Annotated in this window: 18 protein-coding genes and 1 tRNA gene; 7 read left to right on the top strand and 12 right to left on the bottom strand. The window is 68.1% G+C overall.

Going from position 1 to position 18216, the window contains the following annotated elements; all coding sequences use genetic code 11:
• Positions 1 to 61: 61 nt before the first annotated feature.
• The gene (locus tag Amac_RS17990) at positions 62 to 712 is read right to left on the bottom strand and encodes a class I SAM-dependent methyltransferase (RefSeq protein WP_155355543.1); all 651 of its coding nucleotides are present in this window, start codon (positions 710 to 712) and stop codon (positions 62 to 64) included.
• Between the two features lie 282 nt (positions 713 to 994).
• Here Amac_RS17990 and Amac_RS57705 point away from each other — a divergent pair, with 282 nt between their 5' ends.
• Together Amac_RS57705 and Amac_RS17980 are read left to right on the top strand one after the other, a co-directional pair.
• A complete protein-coding gene (locus tag Amac_RS57705; protein WP_307729732.1) occupies positions 995 to 1543 on the top strand; it encodes a GlsB/YeaQ/YmgE family stress response membrane protein in 549 nt (182 codons plus the stop codon).
• 92 nt (positions 1544 to 1635) lie between these two features.
• A complete protein-coding gene (locus Amac_RS17980) occupies positions 1636 to 1905 on the top strand; it encodes a GlsB/YeaQ/YmgE family stress response membrane protein (RefSeq protein WP_155355542.1) in 270 nt (89 codons plus the stop codon).
• Between the two features lie 6 nt (positions 1906 to 1911).
• Here Amac_RS17980 and Amac_RS17975 read toward each other — a convergent pair whose 3' ends face one another.
• Together Amac_RS17975 and Amac_RS17970 are read right to left on the bottom strand one after the other, a co-directional pair.
• Positions 1912 to 3087, bottom strand: coding sequence for a fumarylacetoacetate hydrolase family protein (locus tag Amac_RS17975; protein ID WP_155355541.1), 1176 nt, complete (start codon positions 3085 to 3087; stop codon positions 1912 to 1914).
• A gap of 371 nt (positions 3088 to 3458) precedes the next feature.
• Positions 3459 to 5006 carry a DUF2637 domain-containing protein gene (locus Amac_RS17970; RefSeq protein ID WP_155355540.1) on the bottom strand — a complete coding sequence of 516 codons (1548 nt, stop codon included), beginning with the start codon at positions 5004 to 5006 and terminating at the stop codon, positions 3459 to 3461.
• Between the two features lie 71 nt (positions 5007 to 5077).
• On the opposite strand from Amac_RS17970, the gene Amac_RS17965 reads away from it, so the two are divergent.
• From Amac_RS17965 to Amac_RS17950, 4 genes are all read left to right on the top strand, one after another.
• A complete protein-coding gene (locus Amac_RS17965) occupies positions 5078 to 5473 on the top strand; it encodes a PPOX class F420-dependent oxidoreductase (RefSeq protein WP_155355539.1) in 396 nt (131 codons plus the stop codon).
• Between the two features lie 86 nt (positions 5474 to 5559).
• A complete protein-coding gene (cysS, locus tag Amac_RS17960; protein ID WP_155355538.1) occupies positions 5560 to 6954 on the top strand; it encodes a cysteine--tRNA ligase in 1395 nt (464 codons plus the stop codon).
• Positions 6955 to 7044: 90 nt separating this feature from the next.
• Positions 7045 to 8010: a 23S rRNA (guanosine(2251)-2'-O)-methyltransferase RlmB gene (rlmB, locus tag Amac_RS17955; protein WP_155355537.1), complete on the top strand. Its 966-nt coding sequence runs from the start codon at positions 7045 to 7047 to the stop codon at positions 8008 to 8010.
• 41 nt (positions 8011 to 8051) lie between these two features.
• A tRNA-Thr gene (locus tag Amac_RS17950) sits at positions 8052 to 8124 on the top strand.
• Between the two features lie 733 nt (positions 8125 to 8857).
• Here the strand turns inward: Amac_RS17950 and Amac_RS17945 are convergent.
• The 8 genes from Amac_RS17945 to Amac_RS17910 all read right to left on the bottom strand — a co-directional run bounded on the left by Amac_RS17945 (position 8858) and on the right by Amac_RS17910 (position 16190).
• Complete coding sequence (locus Amac_RS17945) at positions 8858 to 9715, bottom strand: PI-PLC domain-containing protein (RefSeq protein ID WP_507762645.1); 858 nt, start codon at positions 9713 to 9715, stop codon at positions 8858 to 8860.
• A gap of 343 nt (positions 9716 to 10058) precedes the next feature.
• A complete protein-coding gene (locus Amac_RS17940) occupies positions 10059 to 10391 on the bottom strand; it encodes a hypothetical protein (RefSeq protein ID WP_155355535.1) in 333 nt (110 codons plus the stop codon).
• A gap of 56 nt (positions 10392 to 10447) precedes the next feature.
• Positions 10448 to 11131, bottom strand: a complete 684-nt coding sequence (locus tag Amac_RS17935; protein WP_155355534.1) for an HAD family hydrolase — start codon at positions 11129 to 11131, stop codon at positions 10448 to 10450.
• Positions 11128 to 12213, bottom strand: coding sequence for an ABC transporter ATP-binding protein (locus Amac_RS17930; RefSeq protein WP_155355533.1), 1086 nt, complete (start codon positions 12211 to 12213; stop codon positions 11128 to 11130). Before Amac_RS17930 ends, Amac_RS17935 begins: the two co-directional genes overlap by 4 nt.
• Positions 12214 to 12215: 2 nt before the next feature.
• Positions 12216 to 13517 carry an extracellular solute-binding protein gene (locus tag Amac_RS17925; protein ID WP_170322544.1) on the bottom strand — a complete coding sequence of 434 codons (1302 nt, stop codon included), beginning with the start codon at positions 13515 to 13517 and terminating at the stop codon, positions 12216 to 12218.
• A 65-nt stretch (positions 13518 to 13582) separates the two neighbouring features.
• Positions 13583 to 14404 (bottom strand): carbohydrate ABC transporter permease, encoded by an 822-nt coding sequence (locus Amac_RS17920; RefSeq protein ID WP_218041145.1) that lies wholly within the window; start codon positions 14402 to 14404, stop codon positions 13583 to 13585.
• Entirely contained in the window at positions 14401 to 15300 is a 900-nt protein-coding gene (locus tag Amac_RS17915) for a carbohydrate ABC transporter permease (protein ID WP_218041144.1), read from the bottom strand. Before Amac_RS17915 ends, Amac_RS17920 begins: the two co-directional genes overlap by 4 nt.
• 14 nt (positions 15301 to 15314) lie before the next feature.
• Complete coding sequence (locus Amac_RS17910; protein WP_155343442.1) at positions 15315 to 16190, bottom strand: MurR/RpiR family transcriptional regulator; 876 nt, start codon at positions 16188 to 16190, stop codon at positions 15315 to 15317.
• Between the two features lie 147 nt (positions 16191 to 16337).
• Here Amac_RS17910 and Amac_RS17905 point away from each other — a divergent pair, with 147 nt between their 5' ends.
• Entirely contained in the window at positions 16338 to 17477 is a 1140-nt protein-coding gene (locus Amac_RS17905) for a CehA/McbA family metallohydrolase domain-containing protein (protein WP_155355530.1), read from the top strand.
• Between the two features lie 522 nt (positions 17478 to 17999).
• Here Amac_RS17905 and Amac_RS17900 read toward each other — a convergent pair.
• Positions 18000 to 18216: tyrosine-type recombinase/integrase (locus Amac_RS17900; RefSeq protein WP_155355529.1), on the bottom strand; the 217-nt coding region annotated here is incomplete at its 5' end.

Here is an 18216-nt window from a genome sequence, read left to right as displayed (position 1 = left end):
GCTTATTTCTGCGACCTGCGCTCCTCAGTCCAGGCGGTGAAGACTGTCTTGGAGCAGGGAGTCAGGCGGACTTGGCGGTCAGCAGGAATACGCTCGGGAAGCCGCGCTTCGGATCATGATGCCCGGGGAAGACCAGCCGGGCAGTCTCGACGATGTTCCGTTCACGGAGCATGCCGGAGATCATGTCGGTGGACCATCGGTAGGCCAGCGAGACGGCATGGTCGTACGGCTCGGCCAGCTGCGACGGCTCTTCAGTCGCGGCGAAGGCAAGCAGGACATGCCCGCCGGGTGCGAGCACGCGGGTGAACTCGTCGAACAACTCGTGCACCCGCTCGGGCGGGGTGTGAATGATCGAGTAGTGGCTGAAGACGCCACCGACACTGCCGTCCGCCAGCTCCAGGGCGAACATCGAGCCGATCTCGAACCGGAGGTCTGGATGCTCCTGGCGGGCCTGTTCGATCATCCCCGGCGACAGGTCGATCCCGAACACGGGGAGCCCCCGCGCGTGGAGGTAAGCCGTGAAGTGTCCTGGCCCGCAGCCGAGATCGGCGATCGGCCCGCCGCCCGCCGCCTTCACCAGGTCGGCGAAGGTGTCGATGAGGGCCCGGTCCAGCGGCCTGTCCGCCAGAGGATCGCGGAATAACTCGTTGTACTCGGCTGCCCTCGCGTTGTAGGCGCTGCGGGTCGCTTCGAGAAAACCGGCTTCGGTCATAGTCGATCAAAGTAGCCGAACCGATCTCGCCTCATCCACAGGGGAAACTGTCGGCCATCGCGATTGGCGTGGGGAAGGGGAAGGGCGAGGGACCCGGGGAAAGCCGAGGAAGGCGAGCAACCCGGGGCGAGCCCCTACGTGGCCCGACCAGCCGGGGAGGAGCGCACGCTACGGACCGGACCTGTCCGCTACGGCCTCCGGCCTTCGCAAGGCCAAACCAGCCCGGACCTCGCAGTGCACGCCACCATGATGACGCCGCTGTTGCTGGCCACCCGCTGAACGGTGACCGGCGTGGTGGACGGGCGCGGGGGCCGCTCGTCCTCCGCGGGCGGCCAGGTCGGCTTGGGACAGATGCGAACGGAAGCGCACTCCGGCGACCAGCAGGTGAATGACGTCAAGGTCGGCCCAGAAGGTGACGGTGACCCCGGCCCGGGCCGGGCCAGAACTGACGGCCTGCCCGCTTCCGAGGGTGATATAAGTCCTTTTGTGGTGACAACTATCCGTATGTTCCGATTACGGGTTGCGACGACGCTTGTGGGGTATTTCTTCCCTCAAGGGGGGAATATCATGATCGGATCCATCATCAGCGCCGTGATTATCGGGGCGATTATCGGAGGGCTGGCGCGGTTGATTCTGCCGGGGCGGCAGAACATCAGCTGGTCTCTCACGGTCATCGTTGGTATCGTCGCCGCCCTGATCGGGACGCTGATCGCGTACTGGCTGGGCTTCGCCAACACGCGCGGCATCGACTGGTGGGAGCACATCCTCCAGTTGGTCCTCGCCATCATCGGCGTGGGGGCCGTCGCGTCCAGGCGGCCGAGCAGCCAATGACACGAAATTTCGGGCGCTGAGGACTAATTTTCCAGCACGGGGTATTTGCCGTCCCTTGAGGGTGCAAGTGACACCCTCAAGCGGAGGTCGATATGTCCATCGAGACCATTCTCGGCGCCATCGTCATCGGTGCGGTCGTCGGCGTGCTCGGACGGCTGCTCCTGCCCGGTCGCCAGCCAATCGGCTGGATCCTAACCGTCGTCGTCGGCATCATCGCGGCCCTCATCGGTACGGCGATCGCCCAGGCCCTCGGCGTCGCCACCACCCCCGGCATCGACTGGATCGAAATCGTCATGCAGGTCGTGCTGGCGGTGGTTGGTGTGGGTGCCGTCGCCGCGCTGCGCGGCCGAACGCGCGTATAGCAGGATTCAGGGCGAGCGCACCGTTCCCGTGACCTCGCCAAGCCCGACTCCGAGGGCGGACTTCGCGGTGATCGTCACCGTGTCACCGTCCTCAAGGAAGACCCGCTCGGCATCCTTGGGAAGCCGCAGCGGGTTCTTCCCGTTCCAGGTCATCTCCAGGAGCGTGCCCGGGTCTTCTGGGCCGGAAATCGGGCCTGATGTCAGCAGATCTCCCGTCCGTAGCTGGGCGCCGCTCACCGTCGTGTGGGTGAGCAACTGCGGGCCCGTCCAGTAATGCAGGCCGTACGGCGGGCGAGAGATCACCTCGTCGTTCAGGCTCACTTCGAGCGCCAGATCCAGCCCCCAGGGTTCAGTCACCGTGAGGTAGCCCGGCGGCGAGGGCTGTTGCGGCGGCTGGGTCGTCCTGGCGTGCTCCAGGGCGTCCAGCGGCACCACCCAGGGCGAGATCGTGGTCGCGAACGCGCGCCCGGTGAACGGTCCCAAGTCCTGATATTCCCAGGCCAGCAGGTCCTGCGCCCGCCAGGTGTTCACCAGCACCACGCCGAACACATGATCGCGGAAGGCCTTGGTCCCGACCGGATGGTTGGCCGGCACCCCGACCACATATCCGATCTCGGGGCCGATATCCAACTTCATCGACGGCCCCACATCCGCCTCACCGCGCTGGCCGCTGGGCCGCATGATCGGCGTCCCGGACACCACGACACTCCCCGCTCGGCCATGGTGCGCCACCGGCATCTGCCGCCAGTTCCGCCGGACGGGATCCATCGTGGGCGGGCGGAACATGCGTCCCATATTCGTGGTGTGGTCCAGGGATCCCTGGAAACACGCCAGGTCGGCCACCGCGAACGGCAGATGGAGCAATACCTCGCTCATCGGTACGAGCGCGGGCATCACCGCCGGTCGATGTTGCTCATCACTCAGCAACTCGATCAGCCGTTCCCGAGTGGAACGCCACGCCTCCGGCCCCGCCGCCAGAAACCAGTTCAACGTCCCCGCCGCGAACCAAGCCGAATTGGGCAGTACGCCCGTCGCGCGCAGAAGATCCAGATCTACTACGTGATCGCCAATAGCGACCCCCACCCGAGGCAACTCCCCGCGCCTCGAAAACACCCCAAAGGGCAAGTTCCACCCAGGAAACCCGCTCCCACCAGGAACCCAAACCCAGGACGTGATCGCCATGCCTCCCCCCTTCCCTTGTTCGAGTCAGGAGGCGGCACGTCCATGGTCATTTTTCTCAAGGGTGCAGGTCAGCGAAGGGTTTAGGGGGGTGAGATGGGTCGCCCGAGGCGGTGGGTTGTCGGCGGGCTGGGTGGAGAGCCACGGCAATATCACCGTCGTTCCTTTGGGCAGCCACGGTGACTGTCCTTTGGGCAGCCACGGTGGCGGTGGGGTCGGGCGGAGCTCGAGGGGATCAAACGGGTTGGGTGGGTGGGAGAGCCACGGCAATGTGACCGTCGTTTCCTTCGGGCAGCCGCGGTGATGGCGGGGTCGGGCGGAGCTCGAGGGGATCAAACGGGTTGGGTGGGTGGGAGACCCACGGCAATGCGACTTCAGGTGGGTGGGAGGGGTGTGCTTCGCATTCTTCCCGAAGGAGGGGCTGGGGGTTCTTCGCCGTGATGGAGGCGGCGGGCGGTGGTGTTCAGTTCTTCGGGGTCGGCGGCGTCGATGCCGTGCTCGGGGTCGGGGGAGTCGTGGAACTTGCGCATCGGCTGGGTGTCGATGCCTGATTCCTCGTTCTCGTCGAGTTCGCTCTGTGCCTGGCCGGAGTATCGTTCGGCGATCTGGGCGGCGGCCTCGTCGTAGCGGCGGGAGAGGGCTTCGGATGCCGCGTCATCCGAGGCGACCAAGGGGACGATTGGCGGGATCGTCTGGGCGGAATTGTCGCCTTCGGAGGCTTCTCGGGCCTCAGGCGTGCCGATCTCGTCTGATGTAGCCGCGCTCGGGGAGATCTCGTCCGCGGTTCCCGCCCAATAGGAAACGTCCGGATCGTCCTGAGCCTGGCTTGGCGCTTCGGCGTTGTCAGTCCGGCTCGATGTCTCGATGGTCTGGGCTTGGTCGGACGCATCCTCGGCCTGGTCTGACGTCCCGACGGTCTGTCCCGGCGTTTCCGAGTCATCGTCTGTGGACGGTTTGCTGGGTTGGGTGTCGCTCTGGCCGGAGTAGTCGGCGAAGGCCGGGTCGTCCGGAGTCGCCTCAGGGTCGTCGTCGAGTTCGGGGGCCGTACGCGAGCCTGGGCGTGGATGGACCAGGACGTCACCGACGTTCGGGCGGATCAGGTCGCCCCAGCGGGTCGGGCGCTTCGGTCGTTCCGCTGCGGGGGCCGGTTCCCCGTCGTGGGGGAGTGGGGGCGCGAGTTCGGGTGGGGCGACGGTCTCGGTCACCGTGCTGACCGGGACCGGAGGCGTGTAGTCGGGTGGGGCCGCTGATTCGGCGGATTTATGGGGTTCCGGAAGCGCATGCCGTACCGACGGGAGAATGACCGGGTAGGGGTCGGTGGACACACCGACCGGGTCGATGGTTCTGGGCGCGGCCGAAACAGGACGGGAATGTTCCTCGTCGAAGGGAACGAGTTCTTCCACGTCATTGTCGCCGTTCAGGTCGGCGCGCTTGCTCTGCGTGTGTTTGACCAGGACCAACAGGAGCCACAGACCGATCACCAGCATGACCCACGGCACCAGCGCGACCGTGATCGCGGCCTGCCGTGGCTCGAAGGTGGCGCCGGTGGCGGTGGCCACAGCGGCGGCGGCCGCGGTGGCCAGGAGCAGCGCGAGGATGAGGCCCACCTGCAGGCGCACCAATAATCGCCCCGACCGCAACAGCGGCACGCCGATCAGCGCGACGATCAGAAGCGCGTCGAACCCGGCCGGGTAGAGATACGCCAGACGCGGCTCGACCTGGCCTTGAACGGCGAGTCCACGCAGGTCGTCGAAGGATAGTACGCAGGCGGCACCCGCGAGGATGGCAAGCGCGAGCCCGGCCAGGCCAATGGCCAGCCGGCGCAGCACCAGCGGAATTCCGGCCGGGCGGGAAGCCGGGGCGGTACGGATGGCTGACGGGCGGGAGGTCGGACCTGCCGCCGCGGGGGGAGTCGCGTCCATGGCATTTCGAGCCTACCGACTCACCCGCCGCACATTGATTTATGACACGGGCGAAATGGCATGATCGACACATGGGGAATACATCATTGCCGGAACGGGTCCGCGACCTGTTCGACGGAGTCAACTTCGCCACCGTGTCCAGCGTGAACCAGGACGGTAGCCCGCAGACGTCGGTCGTGTGGGTGCGCACCGACGGCGACGACATCCTGTTCTCAACGGTCAAAGGCCGCCGCAAGCACCGCAACCTGGAGCGCGACCCCCGCACCTCCATCTTGATCGTCGACCCGTCCGACCCCTACGTGTACGCCGAGATCCGTGGCCGGGTGACCCTCATCGACGACCCCACCGGCGCCCTGATCCAGGAACTTTCCCAGAAGTACTACAAAAGGCCCTTTGTCGAGTCAAACCCGGACAATGAACGAGTGATTGCCCGCATCACTCCGGAGAAGGTGTATCTCCGGGGTTAGTGTGGCGTGCACCACGGTCGAAATGGCGGGGTTCACGCCCCGCCAAGTCGGCCTGTGCTGGCGCGGAAGGCGTTAGCCTTGCATTCGTGAGCCTGAACCTCTATGACACCAGCACGCGTACGGTCCGTGAATTCGTGCCGATCGAGCCCGGCCGGGTCTCGATCTACCTGTGTGGTGCGACCGTTCAAGCTCCGCCCCATATCGGGCATATCCGCTCAGGCGTGAACTTCGACGTGCTCCGCCGCTGGCTGACCCGCCAGGGCTACGACGTCACGTTCTGCCGCAACGTCACCGACCTGGACGACAAGATCATCCGAGTCGCCGCCGACGAGGGCGTGCCCTGGTTCGTCGTCGCCGAGCGTAACCAGCGCGCCTTCACCTGGGCCTACGACCAGCTCGGCTGCCTCCCGCCCACGGTCGAACCGCGCGCGATGGGCCACGTGCCCGAGATGACCGAACTGATGCGCCGCCTGATCGACAAGGGCCACGCCTACGCCTCGGGCGGCGACGTCTACTTTGACGTCCGCTCCTACGCCGACCATTACGGCAAGCTCTCCAACCAGAAACTGGAGAACATGCTCGCCGCGGGCGACACCGACATCGACTCCGCCAAACGCGACCCCCGCGACTTCGCCCTCTGGAAGGGCGAGAAGCCCGGCGAGCCCACCTGGCCGACCCCATGGGGCCGCGGTCGCCCCGGCTGGCACCTGGAATGCTCCGCGATGGCCACCAAATACCTCGGCGGCACCTTCGACATCCACGGCGGCGGCGTCGACCTGATCTTCCCGCACCACGAGAACGAGATCGCCCAATCCCAGGCGGCCGGCGACGGCTTCGCCCGCTACTGGATGCACAACGGCATGCTCCAGCTCGGCGGCACCAAGATGAGCAAGTCCCTCGGCAACTCGCTCCTCATCCCCGAAATGGTGCGCAAAGTCCGCCCCGTCGAGCTGCGCTACTACCTGATCGCCGCCCACTACCGCTCCTCGATCGACTACTCCGACGAATCCCTGCAGGAATCGGCCGCCGGCTACCGCCGCCTCGAAGGCTTCGTCTCCCGCGCCGCCGAGGTCATTCACGACGTCGACGCCACCGCCCCCCTGCCCCAGGCCTTCGTCGACGCCCTCAACGACGACCTCAACGTCTCCCAGGCCCTCGCGGTCATCCACGAGGTCGTCCGCGAAGGCAATGTCGCCCTCGCCCAGGGCAACAAGGAGCAGGTCGCCCGCCACCTCGCCGAAACCCAGACCATGCTCGGCGTGCTCGGCCTCGACCCCCGCTCCGAGCAGTGGCGCAACACCGGCGACTCCGGCCTCCGCGAGGTCGTCGACGCCCTCATCGCCGTCGCCCTCGAACAACGCCAGGCCGCCCGCGCCCGCAAGGACTACGCCGCCGCCGACTCCATCCGCGACCAGCTCGCCGCGGCAGGCGTCGTCGTGGAAGACACCCCGACGGGGCCTCGCTGGGAGCTCGCTCGCTGACGGTTTTGTATACGGGATTCGAGCTGGTCAAGCGGTTGCGCCTTCTTTTGCTGGGGAGAGCGTCTCGTACATACGGATAGGCTTGTCGTCATGGGTGCTGGGGGACGGGCTTCGGGAAAGCCCGCAAAGAAGCAAGGCGCGACCAGAGGCACCGGCGGCAAGGTCCGGCGATCCCTTGAAGGCAGGGGCGCGACCCCACCCGCCGAGATGCGTCACTGGTACAAGGACAAGGCACGCGCCGAACGAGTCGCCCGCGAGGAGCGCGGCGGCACTTCCGGCCGCCGCCCCGCGCCCCGCCCCCGCAAGAGCGAGGACGCCCCCGAATACATCGGCGGCCGCAACCCCGTCGTCGAGGCCCTCCGCGCCGGCGTCCCCGCCTCCGCTCTGTACGTCGGCCAGCGCCTCGACAACGACGACCGCGTCAAAGAGGCCATCAAAATCGCCGCGGACAAGGGCATCGCCCTCCTCGAAGTCTCCCGCGAGAAACTGGACCGCCTCACCGACGGCGCCATCCACCAGGGCCTGGCCCTCCAGGTCCCGGCGTACGACTACCGTCACCCCGACGACCTGATCGGCTACGCCCAGGAAGCCGCCGAAGCCCCCCTCATCGTCGCCCTGGACAGCGTCACCGACCCCCGCAACCTCGGCGCCATCGCCCGCTCCGCCACCGCCTTCGGCGCCCACGGCCTCCTCATCCCCTCCCGCCGCTCCGCAGGCGTCACCGCAGGCGCCTGGAAGACCTCCGCGGGCACGCTGGCCACCATCCCGGTCGCCCGCGCCAGCAACCTCACCCAAACCCTCCAGGCGTACCGGGAATCCGGCCTGTTCATCATCGGCCTGGACGGCGACTCCCGCCAGGACATCGCCACCACCACCCTCGCCGCCGACCCCCTGGTCATCGTGGTCGGCTCCGAAGGCAAAGGCCTCTCCCGCCTGGTCCGCGAATCCTGCGACGAAACCGTTTGCATCCCGATGACCACCGCCACCGAATCCCTCAACGCCGGCGTAGCCGCAGGCATCGCCCTTTACGAAATCTCCCGCCTCCGCCGTCAGTGACGCCCCATCGCCAGGCCCGCTAGACTTGTCAGGCTTGACAAGCCGCCTTAGCTCAATCGGCAGAGCATCTGTCTTGTAAACAGAAGGTCTGGGGTTCGATTCCCCAAGGCGGCTCCCAGTTCAGAGCCCCTTCCCATGATCGCGAAGGGGCCTTTCGGCGTTCGTACAGCAGCTAAGTACAGCAACGCCCTCAGTCACCACCGTCGAGGCTCTGACTCAGCCGGTCGAGGGCCTCGGCTCGAAGGCAGGCCGCCGGGCGTCCATGCCCGCCCGATAGGTGTGCGATCCGATGCCTACGCTTCACCTGCTGCCCGCCTCTACGGAATTTCTATCGCTGCTCTAAGAATCGAAGGTGATCTCCACGCTTTCGATCTTGATGAACCGTCCGCCCTTCCCGCGTGGAGGTGCCTCCGAGAGCTCCCCCTGAGGCCAGCCGTCAGGGGGCATCACGAGGACCTGCCGCGACTCCGCCCACCAGCGCTTGACCGTGGAGAGCTTCCAATAGTTGCGCGTCCGCCACTTGAGGTCTGCCCTCGGGAACATGTTGCGGGAGACCATCCCACTCACACTGTTCGGCTTGATGAGAAGATCGTCCGCGACCTGTTCAGTCGTAAGCCACCTATCCCCTTCGGGTAACGCGGGGAGATCGACAAGCGCGCTCGGATCGACGGAACGTAGGCGGCGTAGAGGGGGTCGTCCACAATCCGGAGGTGCTCCAGGAAGCGCCGCGCCTCGTCGACAGACCAGGTGGTGTGTTGCCGCTTCTTCTTGGTCTTGCTCCGAATGGTCCCGACCGGCCACGATGTTCTTCACATGTACGCTCCTTGCAGTGAAGAGACCAGTCCCGCTACCGGAAGATTCGGTCGCTGGGAGTCGCCATACGGTGGGTGGAGCTGTGCTGGCTCACCCAGGTACGGATGGCGGCGATGGATTGGGCGCACTCCCAACCGTCGTTGTATTCCGTCACCTGGTTCTTGGCCCAGCCTGCGATGATGCCGTCAACCCGGGCCTCACCGAGGAGCTTGCCGACGTACCAGGTGTCGTTGTAATCGATCGTCCATGAGAAGGTCGCGGCAAACGCGCCCGCGTCGCGAGCTTGGGCGGCCTTCTTCAGTTCGGCACAGGTGTACCAGCTGGCCTCGGTGCAGTTGCCGAACCCGCTGCGGATGTCGGAGTCGCCGTAGTCCATCAACCGGTGGCCGTTCGGCAGCCCCGACCCGTGCGTGGCGTAGGTGTTCTGTACCGACGACAGTGAGCCGGTCGTGGTGATTCCCTCCAGCGGGCCGAGTCGACCCTGGAGACTCCTCCAGCCTCGCCCGCCGACATCGGGGTCGCTGCCAGCGTGGTATTCGTAAAATCCGTAGAGGACCTGAATGCCGGCGGAGACAAGTCTCTGTGCCTTGTCGCGTAGGCCGGCCACGCTGCAGGTACGGTTCTGCTGCTCGCCGCAGTAGTTGGGGTCCTTGATGTCGAGCCAGATCAGTGACAGTCGCCGACCGGCCCAAGCCTCGGAAACGATCTTATCGAAGATGCTGTCGATGCTAGGGCCGAGGCGGTTGTTCCCGGCGGTGGAGCAGTCGTGCCAGGCCCGCCACTCGTTCGGGTTCCACCAGGCGCACACATCGATCTCGATGGCGTTGGCGCCGTGCTTGATGGCAGCACTCACACCGTCGAGGGTGTTAACGCGGTGGGCGATGGCGTAGATCGGCCGCTGCCCGGCGGCCGACGCCGTCGGGACGCCGACGAAGCACGCTGCGGCGAATGCACACAGCGCGACGACAAACCCTGCCGCTCGGCGTGACGGACGGGACCGGAGTCGCCCATTCGACGGTGGCGAAGCGCCCTCCGTTTCTGAATGCGGTAACTGTTCATTCCTGAAGGAGCGGGGCCGGTCAAGTCTCCGGGCTGGGGAGTTGTGGCCGTTCTTCCCGGGCAGATGCGAGCGGGCGCCATCGAGGGGTCAGGGTCAAGGCTCGACCGCAGGCCGACCCGTCAGGGCTTGGTCTTGACGCCGACTTCGGGTGGCGCAGACTTGTGTGCCGGGACGCTTAGGTGCCAGCGCAGCAGGTCGTGGGGCAGTTGACATCGGCGACGCTGAAAAGATTCGTCTCATTGAGACCGCACTGACGATCAGCCCGCATCTGCCGATCGACATCATCCCACTGGCTGATGCGCCCGGATCGCTGCGCGGCGTCTTCATGATCATGGTTGGCCGAAGCATCGCGTCCCCAGATGCCGTTCGGTTCGTCGGGAAGGGTCGACTGGACAGTGGCGCCCAACCGCCTGGTGGCCGCGGTTCGATTCCCCGAGGCGGCTCCGCCTGCCAGCCCCGGGTCATGTCGGTTGACCTGGGGGATCTGCACTCGGTACGCCAGGTTCACGACGCGGTGCTCGCTGCGGCGATTGAGTGCTACGGCTGAACGCGGGCGGCCCAGCGCTAGCGCGCCGCGCCGCCTTCCGCCGCACCGCCAGGATCGCGGAAGATCAGGCCGATGAGTTCGCGCAGGTCACCGACGATCGCGGTCGCGCCAGCCGCCACCAGCCGCGAGACGCCGGTGTATCCGTCGGCCACGCCGATCGGGACGTAGCCGGTGACGAGCGCGCTATGAATGTCGTGAACGGTGTCGCCCACGTAGTACGCCCGCTGGGCCGTCCCCCGCCGTGCGCGCAGCGCGCGGGCCTTGTCCGGCACCGCGGTGTCGATCGTGGCGAACGGCGTGGGCACGCCGATCCGCAGCAGATCCGTCTCGATCACCTGGGCGGCGGCCGCGGACACGATCCCCAGGGTGGCGCCCCGGGAGGCCAACTGCCCGAGCCCTTCCACGAGGCCATCGCGCGGCCGCGCCACCCGCCGGGCGACCGCGGCGTTCCACTCCGACTCCGCGTCGGCCGCCTCCGACCGCCGGACCCCGAGCGCGGCGAACATTTCGGCCATCGGTAGCCGGAATCGTATGGCGAAGTCGCCCGGACTCAGGGCCGCCAGCCCTCGCGCGCGCAGCACGTCGTTGAGCGCGTCGCGGGCTCGCGCGGTGTCGAGCACCAGCGTCCCGTTCCAGTCGAACAGCACCAGTAGCCCAGCCGCGGGTACAGGCGTAGGGACGGGCGCGGGCGGCTCGGTCATCGGCGGCACACCGCGACCCCCGCGTCGTCCAGTCCCCCCAGGTGTCGGCCGGTCCGCTGGGAGAACACGCGCACGGCCCCCGGCGGCGCCGATGCGGTGATCCGCGTCCCCGGCGCCGGGGTGGCGGTGCCGGCGGGGCAGCGGATCGCGATCGCCTCGCCCCGATCGGTCCTCATCCGTACGACCCGGTCGACCCCAGTGGGCTCGACGAGCACGACGAGCCCGCTCACCGGCCACGCGTCGGCGGCCGGCTCGGCGAGGGTCAGGTGCTCGGCGCGTACCCCCAGGGTGACACTCTCGCTCGCCTTGACTTGGACCGCGTCGAACGAGGACTCGCCCTCGGACTCGACGGGCAGCAGGTTCATCGGCGGGCTGCCGACGAACCCGGCGACGAACAGCGAGTCCGGGTGGTCGTAGAGATCGTCCGGTGTGCCGACCTGCTCGATCTTCCCCTCGTTGATCACAGCGATCCGGTCGGCCATCGCCATCGCGTCGAGCTGGTCGTGGGTCACGTTGAGGGCCGTGGCGCCCACCTGCCGCAGCATGGCCGCGATCTCCACCCGAAGCGCGGCATGCAGTTGCGCGTCCAGGCCGGACAGCGGCTCGTCGAGCAGGACGACGCCGCTGCGCCGAGCCAGGGCACGGGCCAGGGCGATGCGCTGCCGCTGGCCGCCGGACATCTGGCGCGGCTTGCGGGCGAGCAGGTGCTCCACTCGCATCACGGTGGCGACCTCGCGGGCCCGCGCCTCGGCGGCGCTCTTGGACAGGCCGAGCCCGTACCGGAGGCCGGTGGTGATGTTGCCCATCGCCGTCATGTGCGGGTACAGCGCGAACTGCTGGAAGACGATCGCGCAGTCCCGCCGGTGCGCCGGGATCCCGCGCTGGGAGACGCCGCCGAACGCCACGTCGCCGGCGTCCGGCGTCTCCAGGCCGGCGATGATCCGCAGCAGCGTGGACTTCCCCGAGCCCGACGGGCCCAGGACGGCGACGTTCTCGCCGTCCTGGACGGTGAGGCCGATGCCGTCGAGGGCCAGGACCTCGCCGAAGGTTTTGCGGATCGCGGTGATCTCGACCGTGGGCATGGCTACCCCGAGACCAGGCTGTCGATGGCTCGTACCGCGGTCTGGATCGTCGGCCCCGCGTCGGCCCCGGACTGCAGCCGCTGCGCCATCGTGCGGAAGGCGTCCACGATCTGGCCGGTCACCTCGCCGCGCCGCCATCCGCCCCAGGGCGTCAGCTCGCGGTCGTAGCCCCAGGCGTACTTGGTCTGAGGGGTCGCCGCGTCGCTGGCGAGCAGCCGTTCGGCGGCGGCCGAGTCGACCGGGATGTAGCTGTAGGACGTGCCGCTCGCCGCCATCACCCCGTCGGTGGACAGCAGGTCTCCGATCATGGTGTTGGCGAACGCGGCCCGGCACGGGTCGTCGCTGAGCACGAGCCACCCGTTGCCCCCGGCGGGCATGGGACCACGCTGCCCGTTGACGGTGGGCAGGTCCACCGGCATCCACTCGAACGAGTCGCCGATGCTCTTCTGCAGCCCCGCGATGCTGGCGCTCGACGTCATCAGGAACGCCGCGGTCCCGCCCGCGAACGCCGCCTGGCTGTCGGCGTCCATGACGATCCCCAGTTCGAGGTCCTCTCGCTTGAGCCGGCTCCACAGGGAGATCGCGTCACCGCCGAGTTTGTCCCCGAACGCGGGGCGGCCGTCGCCGGTGACGAACGTTCCGCCCGCACCCTGTACGAACCCCTGGCTCAGCCAGTCCGGGATGTTGTACGTCGCCACGGTCACCGACGGACGGCGGGTCATGGCGGTCACCTTGCGGGCGGCCGCGATCAGGTCGTCGTAGGTGCGGATGCCGGCGGCGTCGCCCGCGCCCGCCTTGCGGAGCAGTGTCTGGTTGACGGCCATCATCGGCACCGAGACCTGGGCCGGAGCCACGTACACCTTGCCGTCGAGGGTGCCCGCGCTCAGGAACTGCTTGCGATATGTGGCCGGAAGCGCGGCGGCGTCGATCGGCGCGGGCTTGTACTGCTCCATCCAGAACCGGATCTGGCCGAGCCCCGAGATGATCAGGTCGGGACGCTTGCCCACCGCGATGTCGGCCACCACAGCCCGGGTGAACTCGTCGTACGTCTTGGTCTGAAGCGCATTGACATTGATTTTGAGGTTCGGGTACCGCGCCGCCATGCGCTGCTTGGCGACGGCGACCGCCTCGGCGGCGGGCGGCTGGTGGCTGATCGTGAGGGTGGACTTCGCCGGGTCGCACTTGGCGACGTCCGTCGGGGCCGTCACCTGCGTCGCAGCCGGTCCGGACCCCGGACCGCAGCCGGCGAGCAGCAGCGATCCGGCGGTGAGCGCCGACAGGGCGGGTAAGAGGCGTCTGCGCATGGCGAGTTCTTCCTTGTCTGAACGGTCTGAACGATCGCGGGGCGGTGGGGTGGAGGAGTGGCCGGTCATTCGGTGATCTCGGTACCGCTCATCCCATGGACGAACTGCCGCTGGGCGAGCAGGAACAGCACGACGATGGGCGCGGTGACGATCACCGCGCCGGCGGTCAGGGCGGGGTAGTCGTAGCCAACGTCGGCCTGCTGGAAGGCGGCCAGCGCCAGCGGCGGGGTACGCAGCTCCGCGCTGCGCACCGCGAGCAGCGGCCACAGGTACTCGTTCCAGTGCGCGAACACCGAGAACACGCTGAACGCCGCGATCCCCGGGGCCGCGATCGGGATCACGACGCTGGTCAGCCTGCGTACGTGGCCGAGCCCGTCGGCGCGGGCGGCGTCGAGCAGAGCGTCGGGAATCGACATGATCTGCTGCCTGATCAGGTAGATCCCGAAGGTGCTGGTGCAGAACGGGAGGATCAGGCCCGAGATCGAGTCGGCGATCCCCAGCACGTTCACGCCGACGAACAGCGGGATCAGCGTCACCTGGCTCGGCACCAGCAGCCCGACCAGCACCATGGTCAGCGCGACGCCGGTCGCGCGGTTACGCACCTTGGCCAGCACGTACGCGGCGGGCACGCAGGTCACCAGTTGCAGCGCGAGGATGCCGAGCGTCTGGACCAGGCCGACGACCATGGCCCGCCCCAGCTCGCCGGACGTCCAGGCCCGCCCGTACCCCGACAGATCGATGCGCGTCGGCACCCACGAGATCCCCTGCGAGAAGGTCTCGTCGGCCGGCGCGACCGAGGTGCGCACCATCCAGTAGAACGGAAACAGCGACACGGCGACGGCCCCGCAGATGGCCACGATCACGGCCGCGCGCGACAGAATCCTCATCGCCCCCACCCCGACAGGGTCCGGCGCTGCAGCACACCGACCGCGATCAGCACGACGAGCAGCAGGAACGCCAGCGCGGAGGCCGTGCCGAGGTCGAAGTACCCGAAGCCGATCCGCCAGGTCATGGTCAGGACGGTCTCTGTGGACCCGAGCGGCCCGCCCCCGGTCATGACGCTGACGGTGTCGAAGACCTGTACGGAGTTGAGGATCGCCAGCACCGCCGCGAACACGGCCGTCGGCCGGATCATCGGCAAGGTGATCAGCACGAGCTTGCGCAGCCCCCGGATCCCCTCGGCCCGCGCCGCCTCGTCGATGGTGGCGGGCAGGGTGGCCAGCCCGGCGACGAAGACCAGCATGGTCAGCGACGCGGTACGCCACACCCCGACCAGCGCGACGACGTATAGGGCGGTCCCCGGCTCCCCGAGCCAGTTCACCGGTGCCACCCCCACGACGGCGAGCACCTGGTTGACGAACCCTCCGGGATGGCTGAACATCCAGGCGTACACCACCGAGATCGCGACCAGGTTGGCCGTCATGGGCAGCAGCAGCGCGGTCCGGACCAGCGGCCTCCCCCGCCCGGCGGCGTTGGTGAGCAGCGCCAGCCCGAGCCCGAGTACCAGGCTTGGCACGATGGTGATCGCGCTGTAGACGATGGTGTTCCCGATGGCCTGTCGCACGGCCGGGTCGTCGAGTACGCGGCCGAAGTTGTCCAGGCCGACGAAGGTCCACGCCCCGCCGGTGAGCGGCACCCGGAACAGGCTCGCGACCAGCGACAGCACCGCGGGGATCAGGACGAACAGCGTGACGCCCGCGGCGGCCGGGGCCATCAGCAGCATCGGGACGAGCCCCTCGCGCCGCATCGAGCGCCGGGTGCCGTCGCCGGGGCTCCGTTTCACGTTCACCCTCATCGCTAGATCCGATGCTCGATGAGGACGTCCTCGGTCATGGCCAGCCCCGCCGCGCTGCGCGGATGCTGCAGCGCGATCGCCACGTAGAGCGCGTCGAGCACGGCCAGGTGCACGATCCTGCTGGCCATGGCCTCCACCCGGTACGACGTCTCGGCGCTGCCGGCGACCAGGCTGAGATCGACGAGTTCGGTCAGCGGCGAGGACGCGAAGCTGGTGAGCGCCACGGTCGCGGCGCCGGAGTCCTTGGCGGCGCGCGCCACGGCAAGCGTCTCGAAGGTCGAGCCGGTGTGGCTGATCGCGAACAGCAGGTCCCGCGGCCCGAGCATACGCGCGGTCACGTGCTGGATGTGCACGTCGGCCACGTACGTGGCCGGGATGCCGAGCGTGGTCAGCCGGTAGGCGATGTCCTGCGCGAGGGGCGCCGACGTGCCGACCGCCCCCAGCAGCACCCGGTCGGCGTCCATGACGCGGCGGGCGATCGCGGCGAGCACGTCCGAGTCGAGGGCCTCCGCGGTACGCAGCAGCGCGGTGGACGTGCCGCCAAGGATCTTCCGGACGATCGCGTGCGCGTCGTCGTCCTTGGCGATGTCGCTGTGCATCCGCGCGGGCGCCGGGATGGACTGACTGGCGAGCGTGATCTTCAGCTCCTGGTAGCCGCGCAGCCCGAGGCCCGTGCAGAGCCGTACGACGGTGGCCGCGGAGGCGTCCGCGCTCTGGGCCAGTTGGGAGACCGATTGGTGGATGACGCCGAGCGGGTCGCGCAGGATCGCGTCCGCAACGCGCCGCTCGGCAGGGCTCAGCCTGCCGAGCGCCGCGCGCAGCCGTTCCAGGATCGGCGCGGTACGCCCGGCGGTCGGGGAAGCCGCCTCCAGCGGCATGCCAGTCACGGGACCGACGCTAAGGACCGGTTATGAACCCGGGGGAACCGGAAACCGAACGGTGAACGAAATTTCCGTCCGACACGTCGTAATGAAATTTCATACCGCCTAGATTGTGTGGCGCACCCACTCAGGAAGGCGGCTGCGATGACCTCCCCCGAACCCCCCGAGCGCTGGTACCGCGGCAACACCCACACGCACACCAGCGCCCCGCCCGCGTCGGACGCCAACGGAAGCCCGCGGTTCGCGGCCGACTGGTACCGCCGGCGCGGGTACGACTTCCTGTTCATCACGGATCACGAGCACCTCACCGACGTCTCCGCGCTCAACTCCCCGTCCGGCGATGGCGATTTCCTCGTGCTGCCCGGTCAGGAGATCACCCAGATGATCCGCGACGAGACCCACCCCCACGGCGTGCGGCAGAGCCACATCAACGGGCTCGGCACCGACCGCGTCATCCTGCCGGTGGGCTACCCAGAACTCCCCCCGGACCTGGACGCGCTCTGGCGCGCGTGCCCGCCCGGCGGCCGGGAGGCACTCTTCGAGCGCAGGCCCGACATCGCCGCCGTCTTCGCGACCTATCCGGCCGGGGGCCATTCGCTGGCGTCGACCTTTCACCGCAACGTCGCCGAGATCCGTGCTGCGGGCGGCATCCCCCAGATCAACCACCCCAACCTGCACTGGTCGGTACGCCTGTCCGACCTGATGGACCTGCCGGATCCGTACCTGATGGAGGTCTGGAATGCCTTCTCCATTGCCGGAAACCTCGGCGGCGTGAGCGACTCGGGCCACCGCGCGCCCTCCACCGAAGGCCTGTGGGACGAGCTGCTGAGCGCCGGCAAGGTGGTGTGGGCTGTGGCGAGCGACGACGTCCACGAGTACGAGGATTTCGGCAACCGCGACGCGCCCACTCCCGGCAAGGCCTGGATCGTCGTCCGGGCGGCCTCCCTCAGCCGCGAGTCCATCATGGGCGCACTGCTGCGCGGCGACTTCTACGCCTCCACCGGAATCGTGATTGACGGCTACCGCGCGGATCCCGGCGCGATAGAGATCACCCTGGCGCCTCTTCCCAGCTGGCGCGGGGTCAAGTTCCCCGCACTGACCCGCTTCACCACCCGGTTCACCGGCGCGGGCGGCCGCCTCCTGGCGGAAGGGCACGGTGCCGCCCCTCGGTACGAGATCCGCGGCGACGAGGGCTACGTCCGGGCCACCATCACCGACGGCGACGGCCGCCGCGCCTGGACCCAGCCGGTGTTCCTCGACGGGAGAGCCGCCACGACCGGATGACGCCCGCTACCGGGGAACGGTATCGGGCCGCGCACTCCTGGCTGGGACCAGCATCGGGCCCTTCGTGGCCAGGGAGGATCGCAACCGTGAGATCGCGATGATTCGCGCCGAGACCGCGTCTCCAGCACCGGCCCTCCGGGGTCGGTGAGGATCGCAACCAGCTCGTCCTGCTGTGGGGGATCTTCAACGGCCGACGGCACCGATCCTCCGGGGTCGGTGAGGCTCGAAAAGTCGAGTGCAAGAACGGCTCCGCGTACCCACTCGCCGCCAGGGTAGCCCCGCGTATTGGGGCTTGGTGGAGGGTTGCTGTACAGCAACGCCCGCTCTTATAGCCTGACAGGAACTGTCCAGAAACGACGTCTGAGCAGGACATCAAGGGCTTGACCTGGGCCGTGCCTCTCACTTGTAAACAGAAGGTCTGGGGTTCGATTCCCCAAGGCGGCTCCGCAGCTCAGAGGCCCATTGCGATCACCGCAATGGGCCTTAATGATCTCTATACAGCAGTGAAATGCGGCAACGTCGTCAGCCGGTGTCAAGGCTTTGGTTCAGCCGATCGAGTGCCTTGCGGGTCTCTGGGCTGGGGATCTGCGTGTAGACATCCATGGTCACCGAGATCTGCGAGTGGCGAAGGATGCGCATCGCTACGCGCGGGTGCACGTCGAGGGCGGCCAGCAGCGAGGCGCAGGTGTGCCGGGTGTCGTGGACTCGAATTCGAGGAACGCCGACGATGGCCTGATCA

Source organism: Acrocarpospora macrocephala (assembly GCF_009687865.1).
Lineage (GTDB): Bacteria > Actinomycetota > Actinomycetes > Streptosporangiales > Streptosporangiaceae > Acrocarpospora > Acrocarpospora macrocephala.
The sequence above is the reverse complement of the archived record's forward strand: the minus strand, read 5'-3'. Positions and strand labels throughout refer to the sequence as shown.